Genomic DNA, 14,960 nt, shown 5'->3' with positions numbered 1-14,960 from the left:
GCGGCTCAGCCATGGGTTGCTCGAGTCGCTGTTATCGAGCCGGCACTATTTTATTTATATATTCGTGCACCAACCAGGGTGCCAGTACTACCCTGAAATCAAGGGTCTCTCTCGCTCTTACGACAAGGAAGGTTGTATGTCTGAGCCTGCACTTTATTTTATTCAGCAGTTGCTTAATGGCATGACCATAGGCAGCACCTACGCACTCATCGCCATCGGTTACACCATGGTGTATGGCATTATCGGCATGATCAACTTCGCCCATGGCGAGGTGTACATGATTGGTGCCTACGCTTCCTTCATGGTGATGACGGGGCTCATGATGGTGGGCATCGACAGCACCCTGCTGTTACTCACCGCCGCCTTTCTGGTCAGTATTATTTTAACCAGCGTTTATGGTTACTCCATAGAGCGCGTGGCCTATCGCCCATTGCGTGGCAGCAAGCGACTGATAGCGCTGATTTCCGCCATCGGCATGTCGATTTTCTTGCAGAACATGATGCGTCTGTTCCAGGGCTCGCGAGATATCGCCATGCCCCGACTGATTTCCGGTGGCTGGACCTTTGGCGATAGCGGCTTTCAGGCCTCGCTGTCTTACATGCAGCTGGTTATTTTTGTGGTGACCGTGATCACCATGACCTTGCTGTCGTGGTTTATCTCGCGCTCGCGTATGGGGCGCGCCTGTCGCGCCTGTGCCGAAGATCTTAAAATGGCCAACCTGCTCGGCATCAACAGCAATATGGTCATTTCGCTTACCTTCGTGATTGGTGCCGCCCTGGCTGCGGTTGCCGGCGTCTTGCTGGGTTCTTACTACGGCGTGATCAATCCCTATATTGGCTTTATGGCTGGGCTGAAGGCCTTTACCGCCGCCGTACTCGGTGGCATTGGCAGCATTCCCGGGGCCGTGATTGGTGGCCTCTTGCTGGGCGTGACCGAGGCCATGACCGGCGCTTATTTCAGCACCGAATATAAAGATGTGGTGTCCTTCGGGCTGCTGATTGGTGTGCTGCTGTTTATGCCGACCGGCATTTTAGGCAAGCCGGAGGTAGAAAAAGTATGAGCAGATTAAAACCGGCGGTTATTGCCGCCCTGCTGTTTTTATTACTGTCCGGTTGGCTGCTGGGTTTTCGACTGGAAACCGAGGGCACCCGACTCATCGTCAGCAATCGCATGGACCAGGCCTGGGAATGGTTGGCGCTGGGCGCTGGTCTGGTGTTTTTGGTGCAGCTGTTTCACCATCAGTTGCGCAAACCGTTTCAGTACTGGTCACAGCGCAAGGGCGGTTTTGCCTTGCCAGCACCGGAAGAGCGGCCCGGGCTGTACCGCATGGTGACCGTACTGGTGCTGGCCACCCTGCTTGTCTGGCCCTTCATGGGATCGCGCGGGGCCGTGGATCTGGCAACCCTGACCCTGATTTATGTGATGCTGGGACTGGGGCTTAACGTGGTGGTTGGGTTGGCTGGCTTGCTGGATTTGGGCTACGTCGCCTTCTATGCGGTGGGTGCCTACAGTTATGCACTGCTTAATGCCTATCTGGGGCTGGATTTTTGGACCTGCCTGTTAATCTCCGGTGGTATGGCGGCGTTATTCGGTTTTCTGCTGGGGTTTCCGGTGCTGCGGCTGCGGGGCGATTATCTGGCCATCGTTACCCTGGGATTTGGCGAAATCATCCGTATTCTGCTGAACAACATGACCGAGATCACCGGTGGCCCCAACGGCATTGCCGGTATTCCCAAACCCACTTTGTTCGGTTTGGAATTTGAGCGTCGCGGCGACAATACCTTTCATGCATTTTTTGATATTGCCTATAACTCCAGCCACAAGGTGATTTTTCTGTATTTGCTGGCGCTGATCCTGGTGATATTTACCATCTTCGTGATCAACCGCTTGCTGCGCATGCCCTTGGGGCGAGCCTGGGAAGCCTTGCGTGAAGATGAAATTGCCTGCCGCTCGCTCGGGCTGAATCCAACGCTGATCAAACTCAGTGCCTTTACCATAGGCGCGGCTTTTGCCGGTTTTGCCGGCAGTTTCTTTGCGGCCCGTCAGGGCTTTATCAGCCCCGAGTCCTTCATCTTTATCGAATCGGCCATCATATTGGCCATAGTGGTGCTGGGGGGCATGGGGTCCCAGATTGGGGTGGTGCTGGCGGCCATAGTGATGACCATATTGCCGGAGCTGACCCGCGAATTTAACGAATACCGCATGTTGCTGTTTGGCTTGTTGATGGTGCTGATGATGATTTGGCGGCCTCAGGGGCTGTTGCCGATGCACCGGCCACATATGGAGCTAAAATCATGACGGCTTTATTAACGGTTTCCGATCTCACCATGCGCTTTGGCGGTCTGGTGGCGGTGGATCAAGTGGCGCTGAGCATGCAGGAGCGACAGATTGTCTCGGTGATAGGCCCAAATGGTGCCGGAAAAACCACGGTATTCAACTGTTTGTCGGGTTTTTATCAGCCCAGCGGCGGCAGTGTGCAATTCAAGGGGCAGGCCATTGCCGGCATGCCCGGCCATAAAATTGCGCGCCTGGGCATGGTGCGTACTTTTCAGCATGTGCGCTTGTTCAAGGAGATGACGGTGCTCGAAAATCTGCTGGTGGCGCAGCATCATCATCTTAATACCGGCTTTCTGGCGGGGCTGTTTAAAACCCCCGCTTTTCGCCGCTCGGAGCGGGAAGGGCTGGCGCTGGCGCATTACTGGCTGGAAAAAGTCCAGCTCACCGAGTTTGCCAATCGTACTGCAGATAACCTGTCTTATGGCCAGCAGCGGCGGCTGGAAATTGCCCGTTGCATGGCGGCGCGGCCGCAATTGCTGATGCTGGACGAGCCGGCGGCGGGGCTAAATCCGAATGAAACTCATGAGTTGAATCGGCTGATTTGCGACCTGCGAGATAACGAAGGGGTGAGCATTTTATTGATTGAACACGACATGAAGCTGGTGATGGATATCTCCGATTATATTTATGTGGTGAATCAGGGGCGGCCCCTGGCAGAAGGCACGCCAGAGCAGGTGCGGAATAATGTGGATGTGATCAAAGCCTACCTGGGAGAAACCTGAATATGCTGCATGTGGATAATGTGACTGCCGGTTATGGCAAAATTCAGGCGTTGGAAAAGGTCACCATCAATATCGAGCAGGGGGAAATAGTGACCCTGATTGGGGCCAATGGCGCCGGAAAAACCACCCTGATGATGACCATTTGTGGTGATCCCAAGCCGTCTCAGGGACGGGTGATGTTTGAGGGACAGGATCTCACCAGCCTGGATACGGCGGCCATTATGCGTAAAGACATCGCCATAGTGCCGGAAGGGCGGCGAATTTTCGCGCGGCTCTCGGTGGAAGAAAACCTGTATATGGGCGCTTTTTTCGTTGATAAGCGCGAACATGCGGGTTTGCTGGCCGAGGTGTATGAAATGTTTCCGCGACTCAAGGAGCGGATGCATCAGCGGGCCGGTACCATGTCGGGGGGCGAGCAGCAAATGCTGGCCATTGCCCGGGCCCTGATGAGCAAGCCCCGATTGTTATTGCTGGATGAACCCTCACTGGGTCTGGCGCCCATTATCATTGCGCAGATTTTTACCACCATAGCGCGGCTGCGTGCCGAAAAGGGCATGACTATCTTTCTGGTCGAGCAAAATGCCAATCAGGCGCTGCAACTGGCCGACCGGGGTTATGTGCTGGAAAACGGCCGCGTCATTCTGGCCGACACCGGTGCCGCCCTGCTGGTAAACGAACAAGTACGACAGGCATACCTGGGGGGCTAAGTATAAAACATAGCGGTCAGCCTTACGCAGTTCGCCGTAAGTTAAGCACTCCGTCTTTCTTTGACTTACATGTACGGCTTAAAGCGTACCATCGCCCGTCGTCAGGCCGAGTGCCAATAACCAAACTCCGCCTAATGCCAAGTGGGATGAGATTGGGTAAACTGGCCAAAATTAATGTAAGGAGTTACCCATGGAGCAGTTTGCTCATATTTCTGTTGCCGAGGCCGATCGCCTGCTGGCGGAAGGTCAGGCCCGACTGGTGGATATTCGCGATCCCCAGTCATTTGCTCAGGCGCATGTTGAACAGTCTTTTCATTTAACCAACGACAGTCTGGTCACCTTCACCAATGAGGTTGATTACGAGACGCCGGTTATCGTGATGTGTTATCACGGCGTCAGTAGCCAGGGCGCGGCCCAGTATCTGATTAATCAAGGCTTTGAAGAAGTGTATAGCCTGGATGGCGGTTTTGAAGCCTGGCGACGCACCCAACCTGTGGTAGCGCAGTAATGAAGCTGCTGCTGGTGCTGGATGACCCGCGCCGCGCCCAGTCATTTGTGGATTATCTGGCCGGCATGGGCCTGAAATGCGAGCTCACGCTGGATGACGAGCACAATGTCAGCCTCTGGCTGGTGGACGAGTCTCGTTGGCAGCAGGCCCAGCTAGAGGTGAAGCGTTTTATTGCCGAGCCGTTGCATCCTCGCTATCAAGATGCCGCCTGGCGACAGGGCGATACCCAGGTGCAGTTTGCCAAGGGACCTGCACAACCCGGTCTGCTGCGCGATGTACTTAGCCGTACCGGCCCGCTGAATATGCTGGTACTACTTGCCTGTTTGACGGTCTACGGCCTGAGCTGGCTTGGGCTGCCCATGTTTGGGCTGCTGGCCTTTCCACCACAGTTATCGTTATTGCTGGGCCCCGAATTCTGGCGTGGCTTTACCCCCGCCTTGCTGCATTTCTCCCTGATGCATCTGGTATTCAACCTGTTTTGGTGGTGGTATCTGGCTGGCATGGTGGAGCGGCGACGCGGGCATGGCAAGCTGTTGTTATTACTGCTTATATCGGCACTGTTGCCCAACTTGATGCAGTTTTTGGCCAGTGGCCCGCAGTTTGGCGGTTTGTCTGGCGTCGTATATGCGCTGCTTGCCTATGTTTGGCTCTCGGGTCGTCTCAACCCCGCGGGTGGTATCGGCTTGCCGGATGGCATGGCGGTTTTCATGGTGGTGTGGCTGATACTGGGGTTTGCCGGTGCCCTGGGGCCGGTCGCCAATCTGGCTCACCTGGGAGGGGGCTTGATTGGTCTGCTGCAAGCCTGGTTTGATCGAACCAGAGCGGTGACTTGAGTCGAGCCCTTGCCTGTCAGCGGTGGCTTATTGATATAGAAACTTGGTGAACAGCAGGCGGCGAAGCGGCGTTTCACCGGTTTCTTTCAGCAACAAGTCGTTAAGCCGTTGCAAACCTTGCTCTGTCAACTGGTCGCGTACCTCCAGTGAGCGGATTTCCTGCTCATTCTGTTCGGCCAGCAGGTTATTGATGGCATCACGCAACAGCGGTATATGCTGCTCCACCAACGGCATCTTATCCGCACTTTCCAACATCAAATCTACCGTTACCCGCACATAGCCCAGGGTTTGCCCCGAATTCTGGTAGTTGGTAATAATATCGGGCGCTATGGTGTAATATAAAGGCCCTTCGGGAGCCGCTTCTTGTGCCTGAACAAGGCCTGCGGTGAATAAGATACAAAGTACGAGTAAACGAAGCATTAATACGCCTTTTTAACAGAATAATGTGGGTATTGTTTAAACAAAGTGTGGGCCGGTCAAGTGAATACGTGTTTTTCAGGATTAAAGCTGCAATTAAAAGATGGCGCTGGTAACGCCAACAACAGGACGCCGTCGTGATCCTGACCGAAGATGCTGGCTGGAACTGGTCTACCAGGCTGCCCGAATCTCAGCCTGAGTTGTGCCACTGGCTGCAGGATAGCGGTTCTTTGACCGAACGCCTGCGCCTGTGCTGCCGGCATTTTCGCGTTCAGTTGCAGCGTACGCGCGCGCAGGTGAGCTTAGCGCCCGAGCAAGCCGACTGGCTGGGTGTGGAGCAGGCTCATTGTCGTGAAGTGCTGTTATTGTGCGACGAACAACCTTGGATCTACGCCAGCTCGCTGTATTCTTCTTCGGCCGCAGAGGCCGTTCCTGCTCTGGGTGGCCTGGGCCAGCGCGCCCTGGGCGAGTTGTTGTTTGAACACCCCCGCCTTACCCGCAGTGATTTTGAGTTTGCCCAGTTAACTGCCAGCCAATGGCAGCAGTTGGGGCAGCAGCAAAGTGCGGGGCAAGAGACGCCTGGAGTGTCCTTGTCATCTATGTGCCCCCAAACATTTTCCCCGGCGGCTTTGCCCTGGGCAAGGCGCTCATTGCTGGCCATTCCTCAGGCCAGCGTATTGGTTACCGAATTGTTTTTACCCGCCGCTCAGATATACAGAGAGTAAAACGAATGACAACAACTGCAACGCGCCCTCGTTGGCGTGCCTATATGGCATTGGCCCGGCTCGACAAGCCCATCGGTACTTTATTGCTATTGTGGCCAACCTTATGGGCTATCTGGATTGCCGGTAACGGCCAGCCCTCTCTCTGGTTATTGCTGGTGTTCGTGGTGGGGGTGTTTGCCATGCGCTCTGCCGGCTGCGTGATTAATGATTATGCCGACCGCCATATTGATGGTCATGTCAAACGAACCCAGGGGCGACCTCTGCCGACGGGGGAGTTGACCGAGCGCCAGGCGCTGGGCTTTTTTGTCCTGCTGGTCCTCATCTCTTTCTTGCTGGTACTGACCACCAATGCCCTGACCATCACGCTGTCGGTTGCGGGCCTGGGCTGGGCGGCGCTATATCCTTTCATGAAGCGTTATACCCATTTGCCGCAACTGTTTCTGGGTATCGCCTTTTCCTGGGCCATTCCCATGGCGTTTGCTGCGCAAAGCAACAGTTTACCGCTGGGGCTCTGGCTGTTGTTTGCCGCCAACCTCACCTGGACCATTGCCTACGACACCATGTATGCCATGGTCGACCGGGACGACGACTTGCGCATCGGCGTTAAATCCACCGCCATTCTGTTTGGCCGGCGCGACAAGTTAATGGTTGGCCTGTTGCAGTTAGCCACGCTGATATTACTGGTTTGCGCCGGTCAGGCCTTTGCGCTTGGGGCATTGTTCTACTGGAGCCTGCTGGGGGCTGCGGGCCTGTTTGTTTATCAGCAGCGGCTGATCCGCGACCGGGAACGCATGCCGTGTTTCAGTGCCTTTTTGAACAACAACTACGTGGGCATGCTGGTGTTTGCCGGCATCGTACTCACGCTGCTGTAATGCTTCCCTACTGCAGGCTGCGGCGCACGGCACTGGGTAACAAGGGATACAGTGCGCTGCGCAGCTGCTCCAGCTCATCATTTTCGGTCTGATGCTGGTACCCATAGCCTTCGGCTTCCAGGGCATCGGCCAGCATCTTGAACAGTGTCTTGTCGAACAGCTCGGGTGCCTGAATACCGTGTAGCATGGCCAGATATTCGGCAAGCTGCTGGCTGTCATCCTGCAGTTGCTGGCGCGCTACGCCGTATTTCAGGCAGGCTACCACTACGCCGTAGCGCTGCAATGAAGGCCGAATAATACGAGCCAGCAACAGCAATTGCAGTTGCTGCTGGGGATCAACCCACCAGCCCTGATGGTGAAACCGGATCAGACCCAGTTGCTCTAATGCCGCTAACTGAGTCTCGATTTGGGCCGATAACGCCTCGCATGGCACATTAAGAAACAGTTCTGCTTTCAGCAGTGGATACAGGCGCTGCAAGCGACGCAATAACTCGCTGGTGACTATGCCTTCGTGGCGCTCTATCACGGTGGCCAACAATGCCGGCAGCGCGAACAGGTGCAGAATATTGTTGCGATAATAACTCAACAACACCGATTGGCGCCGATCCAGGTAGATAACTTCGCCCAGCTTGTTATTTTCCCGCTCAAACTTGCCCAGTTCTAACGCCTGCTCCAATAACTGCTCGCTATCTTGCTCCGGTATCACCACCTGCCGGCTATAGGGGCACAGACGCAGGTAGTCGAGATAAACCTGTACTTGCTGCTGCAGTTGCTGGCGCGTGAGGGCATGGCGATCCGAGGTGAGCAGTGCCGTCGCACTCAGCGTCAGGCCGTTTACTGCGGCGGCGGCGTTGATACGGGTCATGACTTCGCGCGCCAGCGGGGCCACCAGCTCGCGAGCGGTATGTTGGGGAGTGCTTTCTTTAGCTAACCATTCGGCCAGTGGCAGTGGCTCGCCAAAGTTGACGAAACCGCGGCCAAAGTTACGCAGCTTGCGAAGGATGCCCAGCAGCTGCCAGGCACTTTCTTTTTGTTTGCTGCCGCCTTGCAGTTCTTTATGGTAGCTGGCCACTTCCATCACGTGTTCGTAGCCCAGGTAAACAGGGATCAAGGTGATGGGGCGTTCGTTGTGTTGCATGGCGGCATCCAGGGTCATCGACAGCATGCCGGGCTTGGCAGGCAGCAAGCGACCGGTGCGAGAGCGGCCGCCTTCGGCGAAATACTCCACCGCATAACCTCGTCGAAACAGCAAGTTGAGGTATTCCCGAAACACGCAGGCATAAAGCTTGTTGTCTTTAAAGGTACGACGAATAAAGAAGGCACCACCGCGACGGAACAAGGGGCCGGCAGGAAAAAAGTTCAGATTGATGCCGGCGGCGATATGGGGCGGCACCATGCCCTGGTGATAAATGACATAAGACAACAGCAGATAATCCATGTGACTGCGATGGCAGGGCAAATAAACCAGCTCATGTCCTTCCTGAGCCAGTTGCCGCACCCGTTCGGCACCGGTTACCGACAGGCCGCGATAGAGTTTGTGCCACAGCCAGCCGAGTAGCCGGTCGCCAAAGCGGATCAGCGGATAGGAAAAATTGGAGGCAATTTCATTCATATATCCCTGAGCCTGGCGACGAGACACGGTGGCGTCTTGTTGCTGCTGCTGGCTGTGCTCCTCTATGGCTTGCATCACCCCGTCGGTTTGCAGCAATTGGTTCAGCAGCAAGTCTCTGTTTGGCAGTTTGGGGCCGGTGGCGGCCAGTCGCTGGCGACTGAAATGGATGCGGGCAATACGGGCCAGCTTATGGGCCAGCCTGGGGTCGGCCATCGAGCGATCGAGCAATTGGGGCAATAAAAGCGGCGCACTGAAGCGCACCCGGTTTTCTCTGCCTTTTAGTAAGACAATCAATGCCTTGCGTAATGCATTAGGGGAGCGACTGCGTACTATGCTGAGTGAAGAGGGTGTGTCACCTTCTCGACCCGGAGCTCGGCCCCAGAACAGGCTGACCGGCACCAGTTGAATGGCCGTGGGCTGCTGTTTTTGTGCCGCCAGCAGTTGGTTGAACTCCGCCAGATAAGGGGTCGCCGTGCGTGAGCGGCGACTGAGGCCGGCCGGCTTGTCCAGGCAAATAACACGGGGCAGGGAGTGGCCTGCAATCTGCAAGGGCGAATAAGGGCTGGGCAGACCTAATTTTTCGCAACTCAGCTCCAGGGTGAGCAGGTCCGAAATAGACGCCGTTTTCAATATATAAACAATAGGCTGCCCAAGCTCGATGGCCAACTCGGTCACGGGATCGACAGGCAGACTTTTATGATTGACCAAGGCGGCAATCAACGGACGAAACATGCGGCGAATAACAGCAGAGCCGAACATCATATAACTGAAACCCCAATATTTATGCGGTGGGCAAGATTATCAGATCAGACCTCGGATGTCTTGAGGCTGCAGCCGCGGGATTTTGTACTTGCTCTGTTGAATTTACTGGATATACTGACAGTTAACTGTATAAAAAAACAGGTCCGATATGAAAGCCCTTACACCTCGCCAGTCTCAGGTACTGGACATTATCAAAGAGCATATTCTGCAAACCGGCATGCCGCCGACACGTGCCGAAATTGCCCGCACATTGGGCTTTAAATCGGCCAACGCCGCCGAAGAACACCTTAAGGCGCTGGCCAAAAAGGGCGTGATCACCATGATGCCGGGCACGTCTCGTGGTATTCGTCTGGCCGAGGAAGAAGAAGATCTGGGGTTGCCGTTGATCGGCCGGGTCGCGGCGGGCGAGCCGATACTGGCTCAGCAACATATTGAAAGCCATTATCAGCTGGATCCGGCACTGTTTCATCCTGCGGCCGATTTCTTGTTGCGGGTAAAAGGCACCAGCATGAAGAATATCGGCATCATGGACGGTGACCTGCTGGCAGTACACAAAACCCAGGAAGTACGCAATGGTCAGGTAGTGGTCGCGCGACTGGACGACGAAGTAACGGTAAAGCGCTTTCAGCGTAAAGGCAGCAAAGTGAGTCTGCTTCCCGAAAACGAAGAGCTTTCTCCTATAGAAATCGACTTGCGCAGCCAGGAATTGATCATCGAAGGCTTGGCGGTGGGCGTGATCCGCAATTCCGATTTTTAAGTTTTTTTGTCGTATTCTGAATGAGGTAGCCTGGCTGCCTCACTGTTCTGTCTGTTGAGCTGCAGTTCTTCCGCGGCCCGTTGTTCAAAGGGGCTGCTGCCTCTATCGAATAAATTCATTCCCCAAAATCACCTTCACTTCAAGTGTGGAGCCACTCTGACAGCCAACGGTTGAGGGCTTACCGCTTTGTCTGCCGTCTTTTTCTTTCCTTTTCCATTTTCGGTGCTTTACTTATTGTGAGCCGGATCGATGATGAATGAGTCCGCTCAGCACAGTCTTACAAGAAAAGTACGCCAAAATTCAGGATGAAACTTGGGGGTGCGTGGTGAAGCCGATTCTTCTGCTGCTGTCTTTGCTGACAGCCCTGCCAATACAAGCGCAAACGCGTTTGAATATGACCGAAGGGGTCACCGATATCAGTCAGAAGGTGTATGGGCTGCACATGACCATACTCATTATCTGCGCCGTTATTGGAGTTGTGGTGTTTGGCATCATGTTCTGGGCCATCATTCACCATCGAAAGTCCAAGGGTGCCCAGGCCGCCCAATTTCATGAAAGTACCAAAATCGAAATTCTCTGGACCATCATTCCCTTCGTGATCCTGATTGCCATGGCGGTGCCCGCCACCAAAACGCTGATCGCGATGGAAGACGCCAGCGAGTCTGACCTTACGGTGCAAATTACCGGCTCCCAGTGGAAGTGGCATTATCGCTATTTTGACCAGGGCGTCGAGTTCTACAGCTTGCTGGGTACCTTGCCGCAGCAAATTCAGGGGCAGGTTGCCAAGGGCCAAAACTACTTGCTGGAAGTCGACCACCCCCTGGTGCTGCCCACCGATCGAAAAATCCGCTTTTTGATTACCTCCGATGACGTTATTCACTCCTGGTGGATGCCCGCGTTCGCGGTGAAAAAAGATGCGGTTCCCGGCTTTATCAACGAGGCCTGGACCCGAATTAACGAGCCCGGCATTTATCGCGGTCAGTGTGCCGAGCTGTGCGGTAAAGATCATGGTTTTATGCCGATAGTGGTGGATGCCCGCACCGGAGCCGAGTTTGATGACTGGCTGGCGAACGCCCAGACCAGGCAGGCAGAAGCCAAGGCCGCCGAGCAGGAGTTGCTGGCCATGCAAATGTCCATGGATGAGTCGATGGCCTTGGGCGAGCAGACCTATCAAAAGGTGTGCGCGGCTTGCCATCAGGCCAATGGTGAGGGCATACCTGGCGCTTTTCCCGCGCTTAAAGGCAGTGAGCTGATCTTAAAGGATAAAGCGGCTCATATTCATATCGTACTGTACGGTAAAGCCGGCACCGCCATGCAAAGTTTCAACAAGCAGCTGTCACTGAAAGAGCTGGCGGCGGTGATCACCTATGAGCGTAACGCCTGGGGCAATGACACCAAAGATGTCATACAGCCCAGCGATATTGAACAAGCCAGACAAGGACAATAGGGGGCAGGGATGACACCGTTAAACAGAACCAATACCGCCGATGATCATCTGAGCCACAACGAGGCGCAGGCGCATCATGGTCCGGCCAAAGGCATCAAACGCTGGTTGTTTACCACCAACCATAAAGATATCGGCACCCTGTATCTGCTGTTCAGTCTGTGCATGTTTTTTATTGGTGGCCTGATGGCCATGCTGATCCGGGCCGAGCTGTTTCAACCTGGCCTGCAGCTGGTCGAGCCGAATTTTTTCAACCAGATGACTACCATGCACGGTCTGATCATGATTTTTGGCGCCGTGATGCCGTCTTTTGTCGGCCTGGCCAACTGGATGGTGCCTTTGATGATAGGGGCACCGGACATGGCACTGCCGCGGATGAATAACTGGAGTTTCTGGATCCTGCCCTTTGCCTTTGTGCTGATGTTGTCATCCTTGTTCATGCCGGGTGGCGGCCCCAACTTTGGCTGGACCTTTTATGCGCCGCTCTCTACGACCTATTCCCCCGACAGCACGGCCCTGTTTGCTTTCGCCATTCATATTATGGGTATCAGCTCCATCATGGGCGCCATTAACGTCATAGTGACCATCTGGAACATGCGGGCGCCAGGCATGACCTGGATGAAGTTGCCCATGTTCTGCTGGACCTGGCTGATTACCGCCTTTTTGCTGATTGCCGTCATGCCGGTGTTGGCAGGGGCCGTCACCATGGTGCTGACCGACAAGTACTTTGGTACCAGCTTTTTTGATGCCGCTGGGGGTGGCGACCCCGTGATGTTCCAGCATATCTTCTGGTTTTTTGGTCATCCCGAGGTGTACATCATGATATTGCCGAGCTTCGGCATTATCTCGGCCATTATTCCCGCCTTTAGCCGCAAACCCCTGTTTGGCTATGCTTCCATGGTGTACGCCACCGCATCTATCGCCGGCTTGAGCTTTCTGGTGTGGGCGCACCATATGTTTACCGTGGGCATGCCGGTGGCGGCGGAGTTGTTCTTTATGTACTGCACCATGCTGATTTCGGTGCCAACGGGGGTAAAAGTATTCAATTGGGTAGCCACCATGTGGCGGGGTTCGCTGAGTTTTGAAGTGCCCATGCTGTTTGCCATTGCCTTTATCGTGCTGTTTTCCATCGGCGGCTTTAGCGGCTTGATGCTGGCCATTACGCCGGCAGACTTTCAGTACCACGATACCTATTTTGTGGTGGCGCATTTTCATTATGTACTGGTGACGGGTGCCATCTTCTCGGTGTTGTCTGCAGTGTACTACTGGTTGCCGAAATGGACCGGCCACATGTTTGATGAGCGGCTGGGAAAATGGCATTTCTGGTGCTCGGTTATTTCGGTAAACCTGTTGTTTTTCCCCATGCATTTTCTGGGGCTGGGCGGCATGCCAAGACGAATTCCCGATTATTCGCTGCAGTTTGCCGATATTAACGCCCTGGTCAGCATAGGTGGCTTTGCCTTCGGCCTGTCGCAGTTGATTTTTGTGGTCTTGCTGGTCAAGTGCATTCGTGGCGGAGAAAAAGCCGCACCCTGTCCCTGGGAAGGTGCTCACGGTCTGGAATGGACAGTCCCTTCGCCCGCGCCTTATCACACCTTCAGCACCCCACCGGAGGTAACAGACCATGATACACGGTAACAAGGCGCTCAAGCTGGCGCTGTTGGCGGTGGCCATGTTCGGCTTCGGTTTTTTGCTGGTGCCCCTGTATGACGTCTTTTGTGACATCACGGGCCTGAATGGCAAAACCGCCAACCGGCCCGTGGCCGAGTCTCTGGTGGTGGATGATCAGCGACTGATTACGGTGGAATTCGTTACTTATCAAAGCAGTGGCCTGAGCGGTGAGTTTACACCCTCGGTGCGCCACTTGAAGGTGCGCCCCGGCGAGATGCATCAGGTAGATTTTACCGTCAGCAATCCCGGCAGTAGCGACATCATACTGCGGGCGATTCCGTCGGTCTCGCCCGGGCGAGCGGCCAATCACTTGCGCAAAACAGAATGCTTTTGCTTTCAAGAGCAGCCTCTTGCAGGGCGGAGTGAAGCCGTGATGCCGATGCGTTTTTATGTGGATCAGGCCCTGCCGGCGGATATAGAGATATTTACTCTCTCCTACACCCTTTATGACATCACGGAACGCGCCAGCAGCAGCTGAGCCAAGGAGGCGAACATGTCGGTCAAGTTTCAGCCATATTATGTGCCGGACCAAAGTCCCTGGCCGTTGGTGGGGGCGTTGGGGTTGTTTTTGCTGGCCGGGGGGGCAGGTCTCTGGATCGCCGAACTGGGTGGCATTGCCGGGCCTGTTGTATTCGCTGCCGGCACCCTGGTAATGACGGTGATGCTGTTTGGCTGGTTCAGTAATGTGATTGAAGAGTCGGGCGCCGGGCTGTACAGCAAGCAGCTGGATCGCTCATTTCGCCTGGGCATGAGCTGGTTTATTTTCTCGGAGGTGATGTTTTTTGGTGCCTTCTTCGGCGCCTTGTTTTATGCGCGAATGCTGTCAGTGCCCTGGCTGGGAGGGGCGGGCAACAATGCCATGACCAATGCCGTGCTGTGGCCGGACTTTAGCGCCAGCTGGCCATTGCTGAGCACGCCGGGTGGCATAGAAACTACGGCCATGGGCTGGTTCGGCCTGCCGCTGATCAACACCCTTATTCTGCTCACCTCGTCGGTGACCGCGCATTTGGCGCATCTGGCCCTGCTTGATAATAAACGGTCACGGCTGAGCCAGTGGCTGGGGCTGACGGTGCTGCTGGGGATGGTCTTTTTGACCTTGCAGGTGTGGGAATATGTGCATGCCTACCAGGAACTGGGCCTGCGACTGGACTCGGGTATTTATGGCAATACCTTCTTCTTGCTGACCGGCTTTCATGGTGCCCATGTGACTCTGGGCACCTTGATGCTGGGCATTATGTGGTTAAGAGTGCGCAAGGGGCATTTTACGCCGGCGCAGCACTTTGGTTTTCAGGCCAGCAGTTGGTATTGGCATTTTGTGGACGTGGTCTGGCTCTGTCTGTTTATTTTTGTCTATATTCTATAAAGGCTCTTATGAAACCTTCATCAGGGGGGAGTGAGGGACCACCCATCCTGCGGCCAGGGCAATGATCAACAGCAGCACTATGAGTACGGCAAATATTAAACGCCGACCGATATAGCGACTCATCAATCGTGGATCCTGTTGCGAGAGCATGGCTTTAAGCCCCCAGAACAGGTTGCCGATCATGAACAGCAGTAACAATACAATCAGTAGCTTGAATAGCATGGATGCAT

16 protein-coding genes are annotated in these 14,960 nt (G+C 54.8%); 13 read left to right on the top strand and 3 right to left on the bottom strand.

Annotated features, from left to right (window positions below; all coding sequences use genetic code 11):
* Window positions 1–136: 136 nt before the first annotated feature.
* The 6 genes from livH (at window position 137) to glpG (ending at window position 5,107) form a co-directional block, all read left to right on the top strand.
* A complete protein-coding gene (gene livH / locus IEW52_RS07060) occupies window positions 137–1,060 on the top strand; it encodes a high-affinity branched-chain amino acid ABC transporter permease LivH (protein WP_188629368.1) in 924 nt (307 codons plus the stop codon).
* Entirely contained in the window at window positions 1,057–2,298 is a 1,242-nt protein-coding gene (locus IEW52_RS07055) for a high-affinity branched-chain amino acid ABC transporter permease LivM (protein ID WP_188629367.1), read from the top strand. Before livH ends, IEW52_RS07055 begins: the two co-directional genes overlap by 4 nt.
* Window positions 2,295–3,059, top strand: a complete 765-nt coding sequence (gene livG, locus IEW52_RS07050; RefSeq protein ID WP_308424523.1) for a high-affinity branched-chain amino acid ABC transporter ATP-binding protein LivG — start codon at window positions 2,295–2,297, stop codon at window positions 3,057–3,059. The genes IEW52_RS07055 and livG overlap by 4 nt, the downstream gene beginning before the upstream one ends.
* Before the next feature lie 2 nt (window positions 3,060–3,061).
* Entirely contained in the window at window positions 3,062–3,766 is a 705-nt protein-coding gene (locus IEW52_RS07045) for an ABC transporter ATP-binding protein (RefSeq protein WP_188629366.1), read from the top strand.
* Between the two features lie 190 nt (window positions 3,767–3,956).
* Window positions 3,957–4,274 carry a thiosulfate sulfurtransferase GlpE gene (gene glpE / locus IEW52_RS07040; RefSeq protein ID WP_188629365.1) on the top strand — a complete coding sequence of 106 codons (318 nt, stop codon included), beginning with the start codon at window positions 3,957–3,959 and terminating at the stop codon, window positions 4,272–4,274.
* On the top strand, window positions 4,274–5,107 hold the full coding sequence (gene glpG / locus IEW52_RS07035; RefSeq protein WP_188629364.1) for a rhomboid family intramembrane serine protease GlpG: 834 nt from the start codon (window positions 4,274–4,276) through the stop codon (window positions 5,105–5,107). The genes glpE and glpG overlap by 1 nt, the downstream gene beginning before the upstream one ends.
* 27 nt (window positions 5,108–5,134) lie before the next feature.
* On the opposite strand, the gene IEW52_RS07030 is transcribed toward glpG, so the two are convergent.
* The gene (locus IEW52_RS07030; protein WP_188629363.1) at window positions 5,135–5,527 is read right to left on the bottom strand and encodes a flagellar basal body-associated FliL family protein; all 393 of its coding nucleotides are present in this window, start codon (window positions 5,525–5,527) and stop codon (window positions 5,135–5,137) included.
* A 134-nt stretch (window positions 5,528–5,661) separates the two neighbouring features.
* Between IEW52_RS07030 and IEW52_RS07025 the strand changes: the two genes are divergently transcribed.
* Window positions 5,662–6,249: a chorismate--pyruvate lyase family protein gene (locus tag IEW52_RS07025; protein WP_188629362.1), complete on the top strand. Its 588-nt coding sequence runs from the start codon at window positions 5,662–5,664 to the stop codon at window positions 6,247–6,249.
* Window positions 6,250–6,254: 5 nt separating this feature from the next.
* Entirely contained in the window at window positions 6,255–7,121 is an 867-nt protein-coding gene (gene ubiA / locus IEW52_RS07020; RefSeq protein WP_188629361.1) for a 4-hydroxybenzoate octaprenyltransferase, read from the top strand.
* A gap of 7 nt (window positions 7,122–7,128) precedes the next feature.
* Here ubiA and plsB read toward each other — a convergent pair whose 3' ends face one another.
* On the bottom strand, window positions 7,129–9,495 hold the full coding sequence (plsB, locus tag IEW52_RS07015) for a glycerol-3-phosphate 1-O-acyltransferase PlsB (protein WP_188629360.1): 2,367 nt from the start codon (window positions 9,493–9,495) through the stop codon (window positions 7,129–7,131).
* Between the two features lie 148 nt (window positions 9,496–9,643).
* On the opposite strand from plsB, the gene lexA reads away from it, so the two are divergent.
* The 5 genes from lexA (at window position 9,644) to IEW52_RS06990 (ending at window position 14,730) form a co-directional block, all read left to right on the top strand.
* Window positions 9,644–10,252, top strand: a complete 609-nt coding sequence (gene lexA / locus IEW52_RS07010) for a transcriptional repressor LexA (protein ID WP_188629359.1) — start codon at window positions 9,644–9,646, stop codon at window positions 10,250–10,252.
* Between the two features lie 325 nt (window positions 10,253–10,577).
* Complete coding sequence (gene coxB / locus IEW52_RS07005) at window positions 10,578–11,699, top strand: cytochrome c oxidase subunit II (RefSeq protein ID WP_229667838.1); 1,122 nt, start codon at window positions 10,578–10,580, stop codon at window positions 11,697–11,699.
* A 9-nt stretch (window positions 11,700–11,708) separates the two neighbouring features.
* The gene (ctaD, locus tag IEW52_RS07000; RefSeq protein WP_188629357.1) at window positions 11,709–13,334 is read left to right on the top strand and encodes a cytochrome c oxidase subunit I; all 1,626 of its coding nucleotides are present in this window, start codon (window positions 11,709–11,711) and stop codon (window positions 13,332–13,334) included.
* Window positions 13,321–13,845: a cytochrome c oxidase assembly protein gene (locus IEW52_RS06995; RefSeq protein ID WP_188629356.1), complete on the top strand. Its 525-nt coding sequence runs from the start codon at window positions 13,321–13,323 to the stop codon at window positions 13,843–13,845. The genes ctaD and IEW52_RS06995 overlap by 14 nt, the downstream gene beginning before the upstream one ends.
* 15 nt (window positions 13,846–13,860) lie before the next feature.
* Window positions 13,861–14,730 (top strand): cytochrome c oxidase subunit 3, encoded by an 870-nt coding sequence (locus tag IEW52_RS06990; protein ID WP_188629355.1) that lies wholly within the window; start codon window positions 13,861–13,863, stop codon window positions 14,728–14,730.
* 6 nt (window positions 14,731–14,736) lie between these two features.
* Here the strand turns inward: IEW52_RS06990 and IEW52_RS06985 are convergent, their stop codons facing one another.
* On the bottom strand, window positions 14,737–14,952 hold the full coding sequence (locus IEW52_RS06985; protein WP_188629354.1) for a DUF2909 family protein: 216 nt from the start codon (window positions 14,950–14,952) through the stop codon (window positions 14,737–14,739).
* Between the last annotated feature and the right edge of the window lie 8 nt (window positions 14,953–14,960).

The sequence above is a fragment of the Oceanisphaera marina genome (assembly GCF_014643915.1).
GTDB lineage: Bacteria > Pseudomonadota > Gammaproteobacteria > Enterobacterales > Aeromonadaceae > Oceanimonas > Oceanimonas marina.
This window is presented reverse-complemented; position numbering and strand designations above follow the sequence as displayed.

What these genes read in the sequence shown, in the direction of transcription:
- IEW52_RS06985 (WP_188629354.1), bottom strand. Translation starts at nt 14,952, where the DNA reads ATGCTATTCAAGCTACTGATTGTATTGTTACTGCTGTTCATGATCGGC.
- ubiA (WP_188629361.1), top strand. Translation starts at nt 6,255, where the DNA reads ATGACAACAACTGCAACGCGCCCTCGTTGGCGTGCCTATATGGCATTG.
- livH (WP_188629368.1), top strand. Translation starts at nt 137, where the DNA reads ATGTCTGAGCCTGCACTTTATTTTATTCAGCAGTTGCTTAATGGCATG.
- glpG (WP_188629364.1), top strand. Translation starts at nt 4,274, where the DNA reads ATGAAGCTGCTGCTGGTGCTGGATGACCCGCGCCGCGCCCAGTCATTT.
- lexA (WP_188629359.1), top strand. Translation starts at nt 9,644, where the DNA reads ATGAAAGCCCTTACACCTCGCCAGTCTCAGGTACTGGACATTATCAAA.
- IEW52_RS06990 (WP_188629355.1), top strand. Translation starts at nt 13,861, where the DNA reads ATGTCGGTCAAGTTTCAGCCATATTATGTGCCGGACCAAAGTCCCTGG.
- glpE (WP_188629365.1), top strand. Translation starts at nt 3,957, where the DNA reads ATGGAGCAGTTTGCTCATATTTCTGTTGCCGAGGCCGATCGCCTGCTG.
- plsB (WP_188629360.1), bottom strand. Translation starts at nt 9,495, where the DNA reads ATGATGTTCGGCTCTGCTGTTATTCGCCGCATGTTTCGTCCGTTGATT.
- IEW52_RS07055 (WP_188629367.1), top strand. Translation starts at nt 1,057, where the DNA reads ATGAGCAGATTAAAACCGGCGGTTATTGCCGCCCTGCTGTTTTTATTA.
- IEW52_RS07045 (WP_188629366.1), top strand. Translation starts at nt 3,062, where the DNA reads ATGCTGCATGTGGATAATGTGACTGCCGGTTATGGCAAAATTCAGGCG.
- IEW52_RS06995 (WP_188629356.1), top strand. Translation starts at nt 13,321, where the DNA reads ATGATACACGGTAACAAGGCGCTCAAGCTGGCGCTGTTGGCGGTGGCC.
- IEW52_RS07030 (WP_188629363.1), bottom strand. Translation starts at nt 5,527, where the DNA reads ATGCTTCGTTTACTCGTACTTTGTATCTTATTCACCGCAGGCCTTGTT.
- ctaD (WP_188629357.1), top strand. Translation starts at nt 11,709, where the DNA reads ATGACACCGTTAAACAGAACCAATACCGCCGATGATCATCTGAGCCAC.
- livG (WP_308424523.1), top strand. Translation starts at nt 2,295, where the DNA reads ATGACGGCTTTATTAACGGTTTCCGATCTCACCATGCGCTTTGGCGGT.